Here is a 17,059-nt window from a genome sequence, read left to right as displayed (position 1 = left end):
ATGAACCTGCCTGACTGCACGGATGGCAAACACATGCACGCTGCGCCGGGTTCCCGGTCTTGGCCTTGCCCGCCGAAAGGGCTAGGACATCGGGCAAGAGATCAGGGGATCACCGATGAGCATGGACAAGACTTTCGACGCCACCAATGCAGAGGCCCGCATCAGCGCCGAGTGGGAGGCGAAGAACGCCTTTGCCGCCGGCGCGAACGCCAAGCCGGGGGCAGAGACGTTTTCCGTCATGCTGCCGCCCCCCAATGTCACGGGCAACCTGCATATCGGTCACGCGCTGAACCATACGCTTCAGGATATTCTGGTCCGCTGGCACCGGATGCGCGGCTTTGACGTCTTGTGGCAACCGGGCCAGGACCATGCCGGTATCGCCACACAGATGGTGGTCGAACGCCAGATGATGGAACGGCAGGAGCCCAATCGGCGTGAGATCGGGCGACAGGCTTTTGTCGAGAAGATCTGGGCATGGAAAAAGGAATCCGGCGGCAAGATTCTGGAACAGGACCGCCGGTTGGGCGCGTCCTTCGACCTGTCGCGCAATGCGTTCACCATGTCCGGCGCCCCCGGCGCCCCCGAAGGCGAAGAAGGCAATTTCCACGACGCCGTGATCCGCGTCTTTTTGGACCTGTACGACAAGGGCATCATCTATCGCGGCAAACGGCTGGTGAACTGGGACCCACATTTCGAAACCGCTATTTCTGACCTGGAGGTCGAGAACCGCGATACCCCCGGCCATATGTGGCATTTCAAATACCCGCTGGCCGGTGGCGAGACTTATGAATATGTCGAGCGGGACGAGGACGGCAACGTCACCCTGCGCGAGACACGCGACTATATCTCCATCGCAACGACGCGGCCCGAAACCATGCTGGGCGATGGCGCGGTCGCCGTCCATCCCGATGATAAACGCTACGCCCCCATTGTCGGCAAGCTGTGTGAAATCCCCGTAGGTCCGAAGGAACATCGCCGTCTGATCCCGATCATCACTGACGAATATCCGGATATGAATTTCGGCTCTGGCGCGGTGAAGATCACCGGGGCGCATGATTTCAACGACTATGGCGTCGCGACGCGCAACAATATCCCGCTTTACGCGCTGATGGATACCAAAGGCGCGATGCGCGAGGACGGGCTGTCATACGAAGAAAGTGCGGCCGTCGCGACGCGTGCGGCGAATGGCGAAGATGTGGGCGATGTGTCGAACGTCAACCTCGTTCCCGAACACCTGCGCGGACTTGACCGTTTCGAGGCCCGCAAGAATGTGATCGGGGAAATCACGTCAGAAGGCCTTGCCGTCACCGATGCCGAAGGCGCTCCGGTGGTTGAGAGCAAGAATATCATGCAGCCCTTCGGCGACCGTTCGGGCGTGGTCATCGAACCGATGCTGACCAATCAATGGTTCGTCGATACGCAGCGCATCGTTGGCCCTGCCCTGGACGCCGTCCGCGATGGCCGCACCCAGATCCTGCCCGAACAGCATCGTAAGGTCTATGAACACTGGCTTGAAAATATCGAACCCTGGACAATCAGCCGTCAACTCTGGTGGGGGCATCAGATCCCGGTCTGGTATGGCCTCGACCTCGAAATGCGCGATTTCAGCGATGATGAGGGCGATGGCGCCCTGGATGAGGTGGAACTGTTCGAACTGCTGAATGAAGGCCTGGTCCATCGCGGGTCCGTCCACCACGCCGCGCCGCATTTCGAAGAGGTGATAGACAAGTTCCGCGACGGCATCGCCGGTCTGCCTCAGCCGTTGGAAATCAGCCGTGTCGTCGAGGTTTCAGACCGTGAAGAGGCAATTGAAGCCTTCAGCCGAGGTCTGGCGGAATACAACATCTCGCAGGACCCGACCAAGCTGGTTTATCCGGTTTGGCGCGACCCCGACGTTCTCGACACATGGTTCTCCTCGGGCCTCTGGCCCATCGGTACACTCGGCTGGCCGGACGATACGCCCGAGATGCGCAAGTATTTCCCGACCGATGTGCTGGTCACGGGCTTTGACATCATCTTCTTCTGGGTCGCCCGGATGATGATGATGCAGCTGGAGGTCGTCAAAGACGTCCCCTTCCACACCGTCTATGTCCACGGGCTTGTTCGCGACGAAAAGGGCGCGAAAATGTCCAAGTCAAAGGGCAATGTCATAGACCCGCTGACGCTTGTCGATGAATACGGCGCCGACGCGCTGCGCTTTACCCTGACCAGCATGGCGGCTTTGGGCCGCGATCCCAAGCTTGGCCCGAAACATGTCGAGGCAAACCGCAACTTCGTCACCAAGATCTGGAACGCCACACGCTTTGCCGAGATGAACGGCGTGCGCGGCGGGGCGGATCGCCCGAACCCGCAGCACACGGTGAACCGCTGGATCATCGGCGAAGTCGCCCGTGCAACTCAGGCCACTGACGACGCGCTTGAAAGCTTCCGCTTCAACGATGCAGCGACCGGACTCTACGCCTTTGTCTGGGGCAAGGTCTGCGATTGGTATGTCGAATTCGCCAAACCGCTTTTCGATGGCGAATACGCCGATGAAACCCGCGCGACGATGGGCTGGGTGCTGGATCAATGCTACGCGCTGCTGCACCCGATCATGCCTTTCGTGACCGAAGAACTCTGGTCACTGACGGGTAGCCGTACGACAATGCTGATCCACGGCGAATGGCCCGAACTGGGTGCCGATGTGATCGACGCTGATGCCGACCGCCAGATGAACTGGGTGATCCAGCTGATCGAGAATATCCGCTCGGCCCGTGCGCAGATGGGTGTTCCGGCCGGGGCGCGTCTCGACCTGATCGTTACGCAGGCCGACACCAATGCTCGAGAGGCCATCGCCGCCAACAGCCCGCTGATAGAGCGGCTGGCCCGCGTCAACGCGCCTGCAGAGGGTAGTGCTGATAAGGGAATGATGGCGGTATCCGCGCCTGGCGCATCCTTCGCGCTGCCCATCGGCGACGTGATCGACGTCAGCGCCGAAACCGCCCGGCTGGAAAAGAACGCAGCCAGGACCGGCAAGGATGCGGACGGGCTGCGCAAACGCCTCGACAATCCGAAATTCGTCGAGAATGCCGATTTCGAAGTGATCGAGGAAACCCGCCAGAAGCTCGCCCAGCTTGATGAGGATCTCGCCCGAATCAACGCAGCCCTGAGCCAATTGAAGGCCATGTAATGCACTGGTTCGACCGGATTGCCCAACGACGCATGGATGAGGCCGAAGCGAAGGGTGAACTTCGCGGCCTCACGGGCGAGGGGAAACCGCTCGATCGTGCCCGCCTGCGCGAACGGGCCGAGGATGTGCTGCATCGCATGATGTCCGATGGCGGTTTCGTTCCCGAAGAATTCCGCATCCGCAAGGATGTCGAGGCAAAGCGCGCTGTCCTGGACCAAATCGAAGACCCGGCAGAGCGTAAGGCCCTTCAGCGCCATATCGCCCTGCTGGAACTGCGCGCCAATATCGCGACGGACGCCCGCCGCGCCGCGCGCGATTGATGTCTTTGGTGCTGAAATACCTCGGCGGTGCGGGGGCAGCGCCCCCGCGACACTTCAGTCAGGCATCAGCATATAGCCCGCCCCGCGCACGGTTTGCAGATAGCGCGGCTCTTTCGGGTCCGGCTCTATCTTGCGGCGCAGTCGCGTGATCTGCACATCTATGGCACGGTCGGAACTGTCACCCTCATCCGAGGGGCCGCGACCCAGATCCTGCGTCAGATCAACGCGGCTGACCGCTTCCCCCGGCGTTTCCGCCAATCGGCGCAGCAAAGCAGCCTCGGTGCCGGTCAGGTGGATATGGCTGTCTCCTTCGAACAGCTGCCCACGCTCCGTATCGTAGCGCAAGGGACCAAGCGTCATGAACTTCGGGCCCGCAGGTTGCGCCTGCGGCACGCGACGCAGGATCGCGGACATGCGCAGCAACAATTCGCGTGGTTCGAACGGCTTGGGCAGGTAATCGTCGGCGCCGGCCTCCAGCCCGGTGATGCGGTCTTCGGTGTCGCCGCGCGCGGTCAGCAGCAGGATCGGCGTTGCGATGCGTTGGCGCAATTCGCGCGTCAGGCTGATGCCGTCTTCACCGGGCATCATCACGTCCAGCACGATCAGGTCGAATTCCAGCCCGCGAAGCAGCTTGCGGGCGTGTTTCGCATCTGTGGCCATAGAGACAAGGTAGCCGTTTTTGACAAGAAACCTGCGCAGCAGGCTGCGGATGCGCTCATCGTCATCGACGACGAGGATATGCGCCGCCTCGGTCATTCCGCGGCCTCGGCCCGCCGCATCTCCTGGAACTGGCGTGCGCCCGCTTCATCCATCATTGCTTCCAGAACCGTGCGGAACCCGGCAACCGCCTGTGGCCCGGCGGCACGGTAGGCTGCACGGACGCGGGCACGCTGCGCCTCTGACAGGCGGCGTTCAAGATCGATCCCGGCATCGGTCAGGAAAAGCAGGCGTTCGCGCCTGTCGCGCGTGCCAATCTGCGATTCGACCAGCCCGTCTTTCAACAAAGTACGTAGCACGCGATTCAGTGACTGCTTGGTTACGCCCAGAATATCCAGCAGCGAGGACACGGTCAGTCCCGGTTTGCGGGCGACGAAATGCAAGGCGCGATGATGCGCGCGCCCGTAATCCATACCTTCCAGAATCTCATCAGGATCAGAGGTAAATGCGCGATAGGCAAAAAAGAAAGCCTCGATCCCGCCCCTGATCTGCTCATCGGTCAGAAAAAGAAGGTTTTCCGCGCCCTGTCCGCCGACTGGTTTGATTGCCGCTTCTTTCATTCCGCCCTCACTTCTGGATGATCCAGTTTAAGTCAGCCTTGTTGACTTTCCAAGAAGCAAACAGTAGCAAATTGCCGCAAATGCGTAACAATGGATCGTTTGTCGCGCGATAGATGAAATTTATATGAATACAAGGGCGGGGCGGCAATGAGTCGAGGTTACGATGATCGCGACGGAAAGATCTGGATGGATGGCGCAATGGTGGATTGGCGTGACGCCAATGTGCACATCCTGACCCACGGTTTGCACTACGCCTCTTCCGTGTTCGAGGGGGAGCGTTCTTACAGCGGCAAGATTTTCAAAGGCCACGAACATTCCTTGCGACTGATCGAATCCGGGCGTTTGCTGGACATGCCACTGCCATGGTCGGCGGAAGAACTGGATGCTGCGAAAGAAGCGGTTCTGACAGAGAACGGATTGCAGGATGCTTATATCCGCGCAATTGCGTGGCGGGCATCGGGGCCGGATATCGGCGTGTCCGCTGCCAGAAACCCGGTAAGCGTGGCCATCGCCGGCTGGGAGTGGGGCAGCTATTACGGTGACGCGAAATGGCAAGGCGCAAAGCTGGATATCAGCACATGGAAACGCCCGGATCCGGAGACGATCCCGGCTGCTGCCAAAGCGGCCGGACTGTATATGATCTGTACGATGTCCAAGCACGCGGCCGAGGCCAAGGGCTGCTCTGACGCTCTCTTCTATGACTGGGAAGGTTATGTCGCAGAGGCGACGGGTGCGAATATCTTCTTCGTACAGAACGGCGAGATTCACACACCTTTGGCGGATCGCTTCCTGAACGGGATCACCCGGCAGACGGTGATCGAAATGGCGCGGGACAGAGGGATGACCGTGCATGAGCGCCGCATCCGGCCCGAGGAATTGACGGGTTTCAGCGAATGCTGGCTGACCGGCACGGCGGCCGAAGTCACGCCGGTTGCCAAGATCGGTGATCTAGATTTTCCGATCGGGCCTATCACCCGCGAAATTGCCGAGGCTTATGAGCGACTGGTGCGAAGCTGACCGATTGATCTGGCCCGGATGCCGGACCGGGGCGCTGCCCCGGACCCCGAGGTATTTCCACACCAAAGACTGGCTATGGGCCTTGGTTTGCCGTTTGTCGGTGCGTCAAAGGGCGTTATAAGGCGGGCATGAGGATCTCAATTCTTAATGCACTGCCCTTCTGGATGTCGCTTGGTCTTGTGCCGCTGGCGGTTCTGGCGGCTGTACTGGGTTCCTGGTGGTGGGTTTTGATGCCGGGTTATGCCTGGTATCTGGTGACCGGGCTGGACCTGGTGCTGGGACTGAACCGTGACAATGCTGATCCGGAGACGCCGGATGCGTCCTTGTTCTGGTATCGTGCGATTACTGTGATCTGGGCGCCGGTTCAGGTTTGCCTGATTTTTGGACTGATCTGGTATTCGGCGCATTCCGCTCTGTCGGGGTGGGAGAAGCTGGGGCTGTTTTTCGGGCTGGGCGTTGCGAGTGGAACTATAGGGATGGTTTATGCCCATGAACTGCTGCATCAGCGTCCGGCATGGGAGCGGTTCCTGGGTGATGTGCTGTTGGCTTCGACGCTGTATTCCCATTTCAGGACCGAGCATCTTCTGGTGCATCATTCTTGGGTGGGAACGCCGCGGGATGCTGTTTCGGCACGTTATAATGAAGGGTTTCACCGCTTTTTCTGGCGCGTTCTGCGCGAAGGGCCCAAGAGTGCGTGGCGGGCGGAACAGAACATGCTGGCGCGGCGTGATCTGCCCGTGACCAGTCGGCGTAACCCATTCTGGAGATACGGTTTTTTACAGTTGGCCATGTTGGTTCTCGCCCTTCTTCTGGGTGGATGGCAGGGGCTTTTGCTGTTTGTCTGGCAGGCCTTTGTCGCGATCTGGCAGCTGGAGCTGACCAACTATGTCGAGCATTACGGGCTCAGCAGGCGGCACCTTGGAAACGGGAAATATGAGCATGTCCTGCCCCGGCACAGCTGGAATGCCTCTCATACTGCGTCGAACTGGCTGCTGATCAATCTGCAGCGGCATTCGGACCATCATTACAAGCCTGACAGGCGGTTTCCCCTGCTGCAAACTTATGGTGAGGACGAGGCGCCGCAGCTTCCTTTCGGCTATCCGGCGATGACCTTTCTGGCGATGATCCCGCCGCTTTGGCGGCGCAGGATGAACCCGCGGGTCAGGGCGTGGCGGCGGCAGTTTTATCCCGATATCGAGGACTGGTCGGACTATAATCTCGGGACATTGCCGATGCCGCCGAAGGCGCTTTGACGGCGTATTTGTCGCGTCATTATTCCGTCCATGACCTGTATATAATCCGTATATACGTTTATGCTGCCGCGCCGGTAGTGCGAGGCCCCGCCGGTCAGAACGCCCGACCGGCGGTGCAAGGTCAGCGTCAGGCCGATTGAGCGCGGCGTCGGCGACCAATCTGCTGCGCCATCAGGTCGAGCGCGATCATGGCCAGCAGAACCATTCCGGTCAGTGGGAACAGGGCCGCGCCAAGGCAGAGGATCACCAGTAAGCCGGTCATGACTTTCCGGTCGGACGGTCGTGGCGGCACACCAAGGCGTCGGGCGGGGCGACGTTTCCACCACATGACTGCGGCGGAGACGGCGAGCAGGACGATTCCGATGCAGGCGAGCAGAAGAACGATCTGGTTCGCGGTGCCGAATGTCTGGCCCATATGCGTGTTGATGCCGAATTCCAGCCAGCGGCCAAGGGGGCCGTAATCGGCATAGCTGAGGTCGATCAGCGGCTTGCCGGTATACTGGTCCAGATGCACCACGCGCTGCTGGCTGAGATCATCGGGATAGACAGAGCCGGAATAGACGCCTTCGGCTGTTTTCGGCAGCGCGACCGAAAAGCCGCGATGCAGGCCGAGCGTTTCGAATGCCGCGACCGCGGCGTCAATGCCGACCGGCGGCATCGCTGTTTCGGGCGGTATCGTTTCGGGGATGCGCGCCTGTTCCAGCGTCCATGAGGTCTTGGCGACATGGTCCAGATGCTCTTCCGACATGGGCACATCGATGCGCAGGCCGGATGGGTAGCCGAAATTGCTGCCATTGGCCCATTCGTTCACCTTGGTCCCCCAGACAGAGGACCACGGCATTCCGGTAATGGTCAGAAAGACGATGAATGCGCCGGTGAAAAGGCCGGTCACCGCATGTAGATCGCGCCAGAACACCCGCCTTGCAGGCTTGCCCCGCACCGTCACCACGCCGCCGTTCTGGCCGCGTGGCCACCACAGGAAGATGCCGGTCGCGACCAATATGATCGAGAAGCCGCCCGCGATTTCGATGATCTTGCGTGGTGTCGCGCCGAAGAAGCGGAAAGAGTGGAGGTATCGCACTGTGAAGGCGAAGGTGCTGCGGTCTGGCCGAACCTCCAGCACGGTGCCGTCATATTGGTTGACATAGACGGCCATGCGGTCGCCATTTTCCGGCTGCACGGTAATTTCGGTCGAGCGGTCGGGGGCGGGCGGGTCGATGTATTTGACCGCCGTTCCGGGCTGCGCCTCAAGCGCGGCGGCGATGATTTCGGAGGGCGCGAGCCTTTGTTCCTCGATGGGGGTGACGCGCATGAAATCGGCGTGGACGCGCGTGTCGATTTCGTCGCGGAACAAATAGATCGCACCGGTTACGGATAGTGTGATCATGAAGGGCAGGATCAGAAGTCCTGCATAGAAGTGCCAACGCCATACGGCGCGATAAAGGTCGGAGACCCTGCCGCCAGGCGGGGTCGCAGGCGAGGCCGATGCCCCGCTGTAAATATCGGTCATGGTTGTTTTCCCGTCTGAATGTTTCTGGATCGAAGATTCAGGGGCGGGTGGGGGGTCCGGTTGACGGGGGCAGGCCGGTCTTATGTGCTGCGATCAGGGCCGAGCGTGAGGGATAGGTGATCGTTACGGCAAGGCGGGTATCCGGCGCGGGCAATATGGCTGTCCGGTGCAGCGTGATATGCGGATGAGCCGCGGACCAGGAACAGGTTTTGTGTTCTTCCGATTCGTCGCCCTGCTGGTTCTGATCGCTCAGCGGCTGCAAGGTGACGGCATCAACCGCGACCTCGCGCATACCGGTTGTGTCGCAGATGACCATCATGATCGTGCCATTCGCGGCGCGCACCGGCATGACGCCGGCCGCGATCATCGACGCGAGCGTCAGGGGCAGGATCATTGCCCAGAACAGGAGGCTGCGGGTCACATTGCGTAGCATCACGGTTTCGTTAGCCGCATATCCGCGAAGCCGCAATGAGACAAACGGGCGCAACGAAAAAACCCCGCCATCCGTAGACAGCGGGGCAAGTTTGTCCGAGCCGAACGAGCGAGGCTGTCGGACATGGCGAAACTGGTTTTGAGGCGATCAGTTGGGGCGTTCGTCCATCTCATCCCGGATCTGCTGGCGCAGGGCGTCGATCGGGATCATCTTGCCCTCTCGTTTGAAATGCCAGTAGGTCCAGCCGTTGCAGGAGGGCGCGCCTTCGAGCTTGGCGCCGACCTGATGGATGGAGCCCTTGATTTCGCCGCCGGTCAGGCTGCCATCGGCGCGGACCTTGGCCTTGTGGCGGCTGCCGGTGGAATAGAGTTCCTCGCCCGGCCGCAGCATCCCGCGTTCGACAAGCTGGCCGAAGGGGACGCGCGGCTCGGCGCGTTTGCCGGTAGAGGTGGCGAGCGCTTCGGCGTGAAGGCGGCGGATGCGGTTCATGCGCTTGGTGGCGGCGTCGCGATAGCCCGATTCGCGTTCGATCCCGATGAAGTCGCGGCCCAGCATCTTTGCAACCGCGCCGGTGGTGCCGGTGCCGAAGAAGGGGTCGAGCACGACATCACCCGGATTGGTTGTGCCGATCAGGACGCGGTGCAGCAGGGCTTCCGGCTTTTGGGTCGGGTGGGCCTTGTCGCCCTTGTCATCCTTTAGCCGCTCACCGCCGTTGCAGATTGGCAGAACCCAGTCGGATCGCATCTGCACACCCTCATTGAGGGATTTCAGCGCCTCATAGTTGAAGGTGTATTTCGCGTTCTCGGATTTGGAGCACCAGATCAGCGTCTCATGTGCGTTGGTCAGGCGCTTGCCGCGGAAATTCGGCATGGGGTTCGATTTGCGCCAGACGACATCGTTGAGAATCCAGAAGCCCTGATTCTGAAGTTCGGCCCCGACACGGAAAATATTGTGATAGCTGCCGATGACCCAAAGTGCGCCATTCGGCTTCAGCAGACGACGTGCGGCGGCCAGCCATTCGCGGGTGAACTGGTCATAGATTGCAAAGCTGGCGAACTGGTCCCAATGGTCGTCAACCGCATCGACGCGCGAGTTATCGGGCCGGTGCAGGTCGCCGCGCAATTGCAGATTGTAGGGGGGATCGGCAAAAATAAGGTCAACGCTGGCCTCTGGCAGCGAATTCATGACGTCGATGCAGTCGCCTGCAAGGATTTGGTTCAGCGGTAACTGGCGCGCAGGCGCGTCGTTTTTCGGTTTCATCTCTGCCTCTCGATCCGCCGGATTTTCCCGGTCTGGTATACTCCGAATGATGAGTCAGAGGTGATTCGTCGTCAATTTATTTATTTGAATCAATTGGTTGTAGTTGTGGGTTTACACAAGATATTGTGTACGGGTGCAAAAGAACGCCGATGATATGGGGTGACGCCCAATTCAATCAGAGCTCGTTTGTGTTCCGGCGTCGGATATCCGGCGTTTCTGTCCCACCCATAACCGGGATAGTGTTGCGCCAAATCCACCATGACGCGATCCCGCTCTGTCTTTGCGAGGATCGAGGCGGCGGCTATCGACAGGCAAAGCGCATCACCCTTGACCACCGCGCGACCGGGCATGGGCAGATCCCTTGGCATGGCGTTGCCGTCGATCAGCGCGAAATCAGCCTGTTCGCGCAGGCCGGCAAGGGCGCGGCACATCGCAAGAAGCGATGCATGGTAGATATTGAGGCTGTCGATTTCTTCTATCCAGACATGGACGACCGAGCAGTCGGCACTATCGCGAATTTCATGCGCCAGGCGGTCGCGCGCTGCCGCTGAAAGTTTCTTCGAATCGTTCAGCCCGGCCGGCAGGTTGCGCATATCCAGCGTGACGGCGGCTGCCGTAACCGGACCGGCAAGGGGGCCGCGCCCTGCCTCATCTACACCGGCGATGCGCTTCGCGCCTGCGCGCTTAGCGTCAAGCTCGAACGCGAAATCGGGGCCGGGTGGTTTTGCAGGTCTGGTCATATCGGTTGATTTCCGCCGAAGGAAATTTCTGGACTATCGGGTTTGGTTGTTTGAAGTTTATTATAAGTTTGAAATACTTTTCAGAGGAATAATGAAGCTGCAACCTCGTCAGAGTGAACAGGTCTTTGCCGATCAACACAATTCACGATTGTGTCGGATTGAGAGCGTTCAATTGTCTGTTTGGACAGCTTTTCTTAGCTGACTTTGGTCAAATAGAACGTTCTTCGCAGTGTCAGTAGGTCAGAATCATGTTTAACGCCAAGCGAGAATCTTTGCCGCCCTCGGGCAGTCTGAGACCCGCCGGACGGCAAACCCTGAATACCTGGCAGGCCGTTCAAGCCGAGGTTCTGCGCCGTATCCGTAGCGGCAGATGGGCCGCCGGGCAACTTATCCCCACAGAGCACCAGCTTGCGGAAGAACTGGGCTGTGCGCGCGCTACCATCAATCGGGCGCTCAGCCAGCTGGCAGAGGATGGGATCGTGCAGCGCAGGCGGCGTGTTGGCACCCGTGTCGCCGCGACTTCCGTTCCCGATGCGGGCGCAGAGGCCACGCCGATCCGCGAAGAGGTCGAGGCGTCTGGCAAGACCTACAGTTACCAGCTGACTGGCAAGGATGTCGTGCGCGCCTCTTCTGATATCGTGTCGATCATGCATGTCGGTCACGCGGACCCGCTGACCCGCTATCGCGCGATCATCACGGCGGATGGCGAACCCTATTGTGTCGAAGTCGGCTATCTTGCGAAGAACGAATCCGTCGATCTGACCGACGACATGATCCGAAAGGCGGAGCCGCTGGAATGGATGCGGCAATTTGTCCCCCAGCTTTCGGGACGGCTGGAAATGCTGGCGACGCGGCTGACGGCTGAATGTGCCGAGGAACTTGGCACAGAAAAGGGCTTTCCGGTTCTGACGCTGGATCGTACTTTATGGAGCGACGGCCGTGCGCTGTCCCATTCGCGCCGCGTCTATCCCCCCGGACATCGCGTCAGCTTCGCTCGCTGAACCGGGAACCGCCGGGGCGCGGACTGGTTGATTCCTATCGAAGCAGGAGATCCGCATGTTGTTTTCCCTCCGCGCTACCGTCTTGCCGGCAGTCCTTGCAACGATTCTGCCCGGCATGGCCGCGGCCGCCCCCGTAACGGCGGCGGCGATCGAGGCGGCAAGCTATGGCGGGGGGGCACTGCCCGCCGGGCAATCGCCGCTGACGGTTAAGGTTCAGGTCATGCTGGACCGGGCGGGAACCTCTCCAGGTGTTATTGACGGGATAAAGGGCGGGATGAGCCGCAGTGCCATTGCCGCGTTCGAGCGGCGTAGCGGCTTGCCTGCCGACGGGCAGATGGATGCGCAGGTCTGGGCGGCGCTGCAACCTTTTGCGGGCGGTGCGATGACCATGGATTATACCATCACCGATGCGGATGCGGCCGACCTGACCCAGCATATCCCCAGCGACTACGTCGAAAAGGCCAATATGACCTCGCTTGGATATACAAGCGTGGCCGAAAAGCTGGGCGAGCGCTTTCACATGGACGAGAAATTCGTCGCCGCGCTTAACCCCGGCGTGCCTTTGGTCGCGGGATCAACGATCAAGGTGATCGCGCCGTCGAAGCCGCTGAAGGCAAAGGTGGCGCGGATCTTTATCGAGAAGGGCACGAACCGTGTGGCTGCCTATGATTCCGAAGGTCATATGGTGGTGAACTATCCGGCGACAATCGGTTCGGATGAGACCCCATCGCCAAGCGGGACGCATAAGGTTCGCGCGGTGGCGATGAATCCGGAATATACATATAATCCGTCGATCAATTTCACCCAGGGTGAGAACAAGTCGGTGCTGACCTTGCCGCCGGGTCCGAACGGTCCGGTGGGAACGGTCTGGATCGCGCTGAGCAAGCCGACTTACGGGCTGCATGGCACACCGACGCCGTCTCGCCTGTTCGTGAACGAATCGCATGGCTGCGTCCGCTTGACCAACTGGGATGCAGAAGAGCTGGCGCATATGGTGCAGCCTGGCGTCACGACGGTCGAGTTTCTCGAGCGCGGCACCACGCTTGCCGATGTCATGGGCGATGCGACTGGCGTGTCCAGAGCGGTGATGGCCGCGACAAGCGATGTGCCTGCCGCAAGCATTGCCGGTGCCGCGTCGCTGACGCTGGCTGCCTCGACCCGGCCTTTGCCTAAGCCTGCAGCGCTGGCGGCGGCTACGGCAACGGCCGCCGCGACGACACCGGCCACAGCGCCTGCGACGGCCGCGCCATCCACCCCTGCCGTCGCCCCTGCTGCGACGGCTCCTGCGACCGGGACGCCTGCAACTACGACGCCAGCAACGACGACACCTGCAGCGACGACGTCTGCCACAACGGCTTCGCCTGCGACGACGCCCGCGGACCCTCTGACCGAAGCGGTTGAGGATGCGATCAGCGATAGCTCGGATGTCGTGGTGACCCAGCCGCGTGCCGTGCCGTCAGTTCCGGCGACGACTCAACCCGTGACACCTCTGCCGCTACCGCTGCCGAACACCACCGGATCGGCGACGGATTAGGGCATGTCCCGGTCGCTTTCATTGGTTGTCGGGTTTGCGCTTGCGATGCTGATCCGGCCGGATATGGCAGTGGCGCAAGATGCCCCGCCCGACCGACCGGCGGTGGAGCGGCCTGATGGTGAGACGAGGCCACCCGCCCGGCCGAACGTTGCGGAAGAACCGGCGCAGGGTGTGCGCGGGCAGCCGGACGCGGCCGGGGATGTGCCCGTGGCCTCTGAACCGGCACAGCCCGATGACCCGCAGAGCGCATCCGAGGCGGATCGCGCTGCACGGCAATCCGGCGGCGAAGCAGCGCCTGAGATACCCGCAGGGCCGCCGGCTTGGCAGGCGCTGAGGGAGGATGAGTTCAGCTATCAGTCCTGTCTGCTGGGCCTGTCGATGCTGGGCGTCAGCTTTGAAGAGCTTGCGCCGATCACCTCGCCCGAGGACCGCGATTGCGGCATTGCCCGCCCGTTGGAGGTGAACGAAATTCAACCCGGCGTGACGATTGCAGGTGGCGCCGTCATGCGATGCGACACGGCGCGCCGGTTGGCCCTGTGGTTGCGCAATGATGCTGCCCCCGCCGTCAGGCTGTTGCCCGGTGCGCCGCGTGTGACAGAGATTTTGCCCGGCTCTACCTATCAATGCCGCGCCCGTGTCGGTGGGGCAGAGGATAAGCTGTCCGAACATGCGGTAGGGAATGCGTTCGACGTCGCTGGTCTACGGCTGAGCGATGGAAACGAGATGCTGATCTCGCCGCGCAATGGTTCGGGCGAGATGGCAGAGGCGGTGCAGAAAGCGATCCGCTATGCGGCTTGCCTGCACTTCACAACGGTTCTGGGGCCGGGATCGAATGCCGCGCATGACGACCACCTGCATTTCGACATTGCAGCGCGTAACGGCGGCTGGCGTTTGTGCGAATAGCTGCTAGCGGTTCATGAATTCGAGATCGAGATATTCCGAGTTGAACCGCGCCAGCTTCGTCAGGCCCGGCCAATCGAGAATCTCGATTTCCGTCCCGTTCCAGCGGATCAGCTCTCTTTCGCGCAGGTCGCGAACGGCGCGGTTGATATGGATGGGCGAATAGCCAAGGATGCTGGCCAGGTCGCGCTGCAAAAGTGGAAGACTGAAATTGTTTCCGCGCACGGCGCCGACCAGCTTCAGGCGGGTATAAACCTCGCACAGAAGATGCGCGAGATGCGCGCTGGAGCGCAGCGATGCGGCCGCGACCAGCCATTGCCGGTGGATGGCTGCATCTATCGCCGTCGCCATCCAAAGAAGCCGCGTCAGATGCGGCCATTCGGTGGTAATTTCGCGAAGCTGATCGTGGCTGACATATTCGACTTCGGCCGAGCCCATCGCGATGATCGTATGTTCCAGCCCAGCCAGCACAAAGCCATGCAGGTCGATAAAATCGCCGGGCACATGCAACGCCGTGATAACCCGCCCTGCATTGCCCGGAAGCTTGTGGATGCGCGCAGACATGCCTGACAGCATCAGGCAGCTTTGGTCAGCCACAACGTCACGCGCAACAATGACGTCGCCAGAGTTGAAGCTGACGCGTTTCGTCTCAATCCTCGACAGTCTCTCCCGCTCCGACTCTGACAAGGAGTCGCGACGTTCGAGATAACGGATAAAATAGTCTGATAGTGCCACGGCCGTTCCCTAGCGATCCGCGAGAAACTGCATGTTTTCGCATCTATTCACAATCCAACAACTAGATAACAATGGTTAATCGAAATCGGTTCCATCAGTATAGCACAGCTAGATGGAACGTTGCTGATTCATTGCCGCCGCAAGTTTTCGAAAACTGTCGACGCAACCGTCCTTACTGTTTTCCGTGACGACCGCATCCAGCGCGGGAAAGAGCCTGACGGCCGCGTCCAGATCCGGGTCGGAGCCCGCCGCGTAGAGCCCTGCTTTGATCATCAATTCAGATTCTGCGTATGCGCCAAGCGCCTTTCGCGCCTGCGAGATGAGCCGGTTCTCCTCGGCATTGGCGGCTTGCGGTAATGCACGCGACACGGAACGCAACACGTCCACCGCCGGAAAACGTCCGCGTTCGGCAATGCTGCGATCCAGAACGACATGACCATCCAGCACGCCCCGCAGGATGTCGGCGACAGGCTCATCCATGTCAGCGCCTGCCACCAATACGCTGAAAATCGCCGTAATATCGCCGCTGCCTTCGGGACCCGGCCCGGCACGTTCCACCAGCGACATGATGAGATGAGCGGTTGAGGGCGGAAAGCCACGATCGCTGGCCCCTTCGCCCGCGCAGAGGGCGATTTCACGGTGCGCCTCGGCAAAGCGGGTGATCGAGTCGGCAAGGAACAGCACCTGACGGTTCTGGTCGCGGAAATGTTCGGCCACCGTCATCGCCGCCCAAAGGCATCGACGGCGAAGCAGCGGCGATTGATCCGAAGTTGCCGCGATCACAACCGAACGGGCCATGCCCTCTGGTCCCAGCACGGATTCGACGAATTCGCGCAGCTCTCTCCCCCGTTCGCCGACAAGCGCAATAACGGCGACCTCGGCCTCGATCCCGCGCGCAAACTTGGCCAGAAGCGTCGATTTTCCGACGCCGGAGCCCGCAAACAACCCAAGGCGCTGCCCGCGTACGACGGGCAGAAGCGTATCGAACAGGACCATCCCTGTATCCAGCCGCGGGCCCAGACGTTTGCGGGTGATTGCATCGGGCGCGGGCGCGTCATAGCGGCGCTGCGTTGCGCCGCTTAGCAGTGGCCGTCCGTCAAGCGGCTGTCCGAAAGGGTCGATAACCCGCCCGATCCATGCGTCGCATGGTGCAAGCCGGGGCGCGAAGATAAGCTCTGCCTCCACGCCGATGGACAGGCCTTCAGGCCGCGATTCTGGCAGGACCTCTGCCAATTGTCCGCCCAGCGACAGGATTTCCCCGTATATTCCCGTGCTGCTGAAACATATGCGGTCACCGATTGAGGCATGTGTGTTCAGCCCCGACACGCGCACCAGCCCGCCACGGATTTCGGTGACGGTTCCGAAATGCCGGGTCGGCCTGAGCCGGGCGATCCGGGCCGCGATAGATTCAATTTTATCCAACTCGATGCCTTTCGGGGCGGGTGGAAACGTCTGGTCCGAAAGGGTTTTTAAACCTGTTGGGGTTAAGACCGGGTTATCGCGAGCCGGAGGCAACGAAATGTTGGAACAACTCGATACGATCCGAATGGCGCAGTCGATGTCTGCCCATGCAGGGCAGCGTGCAAGGCTGGCCGCCGGCAATGTCGCCAATGCCGACACGCCAGGTTATCTGAGCCGCGACCTGACGCCGTTTTCAGAGACCTACCGCAATGCGGCGGCGAACCCGATGCGTGCGACCCGGGCGGGCCATCTGACGACATGGGGGGGCGGCGCGACCGATGCCCGGACGGTTCAGGAACGATCCGGGCTGTCCCCCAATGGAAACTCGGTTTCGCTGGAAGATGAAATGGTGCGCACTGCAGACATACGCCGTCAGCACGGAATCTCGCTGGCAGTCTATCGCTCATCACTGAATCTGCTGCGCGGCGCCTTGGGGCGCAGGGGGTAGG

16 protein-coding genes are annotated in these 17,059 nt (G+C 60.8%); 8 read left to right on the top strand and 8 right to left on the bottom strand.

What is annotated here, in order from left to right; translation table 11 throughout:
- Positions 1-115: 115 nt before the first annotated feature.
- Both PAF20_RS13800 and PAF20_RS13795 read left to right on the top strand, forming a co-directional pair.
- Positions 116-3,169: a valine--tRNA ligase gene (locus PAF20_RS13800; protein WP_271071179.1), complete on the top strand. Its 3,054-nt coding sequence runs from the start codon at positions 116-118 to the stop codon at positions 3,167-3,169.
- Complete coding sequence (locus PAF20_RS13795) at positions 3,169-3,489, top strand: DnaJ family domain-containing protein (RefSeq protein ID WP_271071178.1); 321 nt, start codon at positions 3,169-3,171, stop codon at positions 3,487-3,489. Before PAF20_RS13800 ends, PAF20_RS13795 begins: the two co-directional genes overlap by 1 nt.
- Before the next feature lie 54 nt (positions 3,490-3,543).
- On the opposite strand, the gene PAF20_RS13790 is transcribed toward PAF20_RS13795, so the two are convergent.
- Complete coding sequence (locus PAF20_RS13790) at positions 3,544-4,245, bottom strand: response regulator (RefSeq protein WP_271071177.1); 702 nt, start codon at positions 4,243-4,245, stop codon at positions 3,544-3,546.
- The gene (locus PAF20_RS13785; RefSeq protein WP_271071176.1) at positions 4,242-4,766 is read right to left on the bottom strand and encodes a MarR family winged helix-turn-helix transcriptional regulator; all 525 of its coding nucleotides are present in this window, start codon (positions 4,764-4,766) and stop codon (positions 4,242-4,244) included. The genes PAF20_RS13790 and PAF20_RS13785 overlap by 4 nt, the downstream gene beginning before the upstream one ends.
- Positions 4,767-4,913: 147 nt before the next feature.
- Between PAF20_RS13785 and PAF20_RS13780 the strand changes: the two genes are divergently transcribed.
- On the top strand, positions 4,914-5,783 hold the full coding sequence (locus PAF20_RS13780) for a branched-chain amino acid aminotransferase (protein ID WP_271071175.1): 870 nt from the start codon (positions 4,914-4,916) through the stop codon (positions 5,781-5,783).
- Between the two features lie 128 nt (positions 5,784-5,911).
- A complete protein-coding gene (locus tag PAF20_RS13775; RefSeq protein WP_271071174.1) occupies positions 5,912-7,036 on the top strand; it encodes an alkane 1-monooxygenase in 1,125 nt (374 codons plus the stop codon).
- Positions 7,037-7,163: 127 nt separating this feature from the next.
- Here PAF20_RS13775 and PAF20_RS13770 read toward each other — a convergent pair whose 3' ends face one another.
- From PAF20_RS13770 to rnhB, 4 genes are all read right to left on the bottom strand, one after another.
- A complete protein-coding gene (locus PAF20_RS13770; RefSeq protein ID WP_271071173.1) occupies positions 7,164-8,546 on the bottom strand; it encodes a PepSY-associated TM helix domain-containing protein in 1,383 nt (460 codons plus the stop codon).
- Between the two features lie 37 nt (positions 8,547-8,583).
- Positions 8,584-8,979 (bottom strand): DUF2946 family protein, encoded by a 396-nt coding sequence (locus PAF20_RS13765; protein WP_353620619.1) that lies wholly within the window; start codon positions 8,977-8,979, stop codon positions 8,584-8,586.
- A 147-nt stretch (positions 8,980-9,126) separates the two neighbouring features.
- Positions 9,127-10,239 (bottom strand): site-specific DNA-methyltransferase, encoded by a 1,113-nt coding sequence (locus PAF20_RS13760; RefSeq protein WP_271071171.1) that lies wholly within the window; start codon positions 10,237-10,239, stop codon positions 9,127-9,129.
- A gap of 89 nt (positions 10,240-10,328) precedes the next feature.
- Positions 10,329-10,979: a ribonuclease HII gene (rnhB, locus tag PAF20_RS13755; protein ID WP_271071170.1), complete on the bottom strand. Its 651-nt coding sequence runs from the start codon at positions 10,977-10,979 to the stop codon at positions 10,329-10,331.
- A gap of 248 nt (positions 10,980-11,227) precedes the next feature.
- Between rnhB and PAF20_RS13750 the strand changes: the two genes are divergently transcribed.
- Genes PAF20_RS13750 through PAF20_RS13740 form a run of 3 tightly spaced genes read left to right on the top strand, consistent with a single transcriptional unit; the run spans position 11,228 to position 14,417 of the window.
- The gene (locus PAF20_RS13750) at positions 11,228-11,980 is read left to right on the top strand and encodes a GntR family transcriptional regulator (protein WP_271071169.1); all 753 of its coding nucleotides are present in this window, start codon (positions 11,228-11,230) and stop codon (positions 11,978-11,980) included.
- A gap of 55 nt (positions 11,981-12,035) precedes the next feature.
- On the top strand, positions 12,036-13,514 hold the full coding sequence (locus PAF20_RS13745) for a L,D-transpeptidase family protein (RefSeq protein WP_271071168.1): 1,479 nt from the start codon (positions 12,036-12,038) through the stop codon (positions 13,512-13,514).
- Between the two features lie 3 nt (positions 13,515-13,517).
- Positions 13,518-14,417: an extensin-like domain-containing protein gene (locus PAF20_RS13740; protein WP_271071167.1), complete on the top strand. Its 900-nt coding sequence runs from the start codon at positions 13,518-13,520 to the stop codon at positions 14,415-14,417.
- Positions 14,418-14,420: 3 nt separating this feature from the next.
- On the opposite strand, the gene PAF20_RS13735 is transcribed toward PAF20_RS13740, so the two are convergent.
- Both PAF20_RS13735 and PAF20_RS13730 read right to left on the bottom strand, forming a co-directional pair.
- Entirely contained in the window at positions 14,421-15,149 is a 729-nt protein-coding gene (locus tag PAF20_RS13735) for a Crp/Fnr family transcriptional regulator (RefSeq protein WP_271071166.1), read from the bottom strand.
- 108 nt (positions 15,150-15,257) lie between these two features.
- Complete coding sequence (locus PAF20_RS13730) at positions 15,258-16,562, bottom strand: FliI/YscN family ATPase (protein ID WP_271073334.1); 1,305 nt, start codon at positions 16,560-16,562, stop codon at positions 15,258-15,260.
- Between the two features lie 106 nt (positions 16,563-16,668).
- Between PAF20_RS13730 and PAF20_RS13725 the strand changes: the two genes are divergently transcribed.
- Positions 16,669-17,058: a FlgB family protein gene (locus tag PAF20_RS13725; protein WP_271071165.1), complete on the top strand. Its 390-nt coding sequence runs from the start codon at positions 16,669-16,671 to the stop codon at positions 17,056-17,058.
- Position 17,059: the final 1 nt, after the last annotated feature.

It is taken from the genome of Paracoccus albus (assembly GCF_027913035.1).
GTDB classification, from domain to species: domain Bacteria; phylum Pseudomonadota; class Alphaproteobacteria; order Rhodobacterales; family Rhodobacteraceae; genus Paracoccus; species Paracoccus albus.
This window is presented reverse-complemented; position numbering and strand designations above follow the sequence as displayed.

Bases quoted from the DNA above. Each gene is read 5' to 3' on its own strand.
- PAF20_RS13790 (WP_271071177.1), bottom strand. From the start codon at position 4,245: ATGACCGAGGCGGCGCATATCCTCGTCGTCGATGACGATGAGCGCATC.
- PAF20_RS13770 (WP_271071173.1), bottom strand. From the start codon at position 8,546: ATGACCGATATTTACAGCGGGGCATCGGCCTCGCCTGCGACCCCGCCT.
- PAF20_RS13745 (WP_271071168.1), top strand. From the start codon at position 12,036: ATGTTGTTTTCCCTCCGCGCTACCGTCTTGCCGGCAGTCCTTGCAACG.
- PAF20_RS13775 (WP_271071174.1), top strand. From the start codon at position 5,912: ATGAGGATCTCAATTCTTAATGCACTGCCCTTCTGGATGTCGCTTGGT.
- PAF20_RS13725 (WP_271071165.1), top strand. From the start codon at position 16,669: ATGTTGGAACAACTCGATACGATCCGAATGGCGCAGTCGATGTCTGCC.
- rnhB (WP_271071170.1), bottom strand. From the start codon at position 10,979: ATGACCAGACCTGCAAAACCACCCGGCCCCGATTTCGCGTTCGAGCTT.
- PAF20_RS13780 (WP_271071175.1), top strand. From the start codon at position 4,914: ATGAGTCGAGGTTACGATGATCGCGACGGAAAGATCTGGATGGATGGC.
- PAF20_RS13750 (WP_271071169.1), top strand. From the start codon at position 11,228: ATGTTTAACGCCAAGCGAGAATCTTTGCCGCCCTCGGGCAGTCTGAGA.
- PAF20_RS13800 (WP_271071179.1), top strand. From the start codon at position 116: ATGAGCATGGACAAGACTTTCGACGCCACCAATGCAGAGGCCCGCATC.
- PAF20_RS13765 (WP_353620619.1), bottom strand. From the start codon at position 8,979: ATGCTACGCAATGTGACCCGCAGCCTCCTGTTCTGGGCAATGATCCTG.
- PAF20_RS13740 (WP_271071167.1), top strand. From the start codon at position 13,518: ATGTCCCGGTCGCTTTCATTGGTTGTCGGGTTTGCGCTTGCGATGCTG.
- PAF20_RS13785 (WP_271071176.1), bottom strand. From the start codon at position 4,766: ATGAAAGAAGCGGCAATCAAACCAGTCGGCGGACAGGGCGCGGAAAAC.
- PAF20_RS13760 (WP_271071171.1), bottom strand. From the start codon at position 10,239: ATGAAACCGAAAAACGACGCGCCTGCGCGCCAGTTACCGCTGAACCAA.
- PAF20_RS13795 (WP_271071178.1), top strand. From the start codon at position 3,169: ATGCACTGGTTCGACCGGATTGCCCAACGACGCATGGATGAGGCCGAA.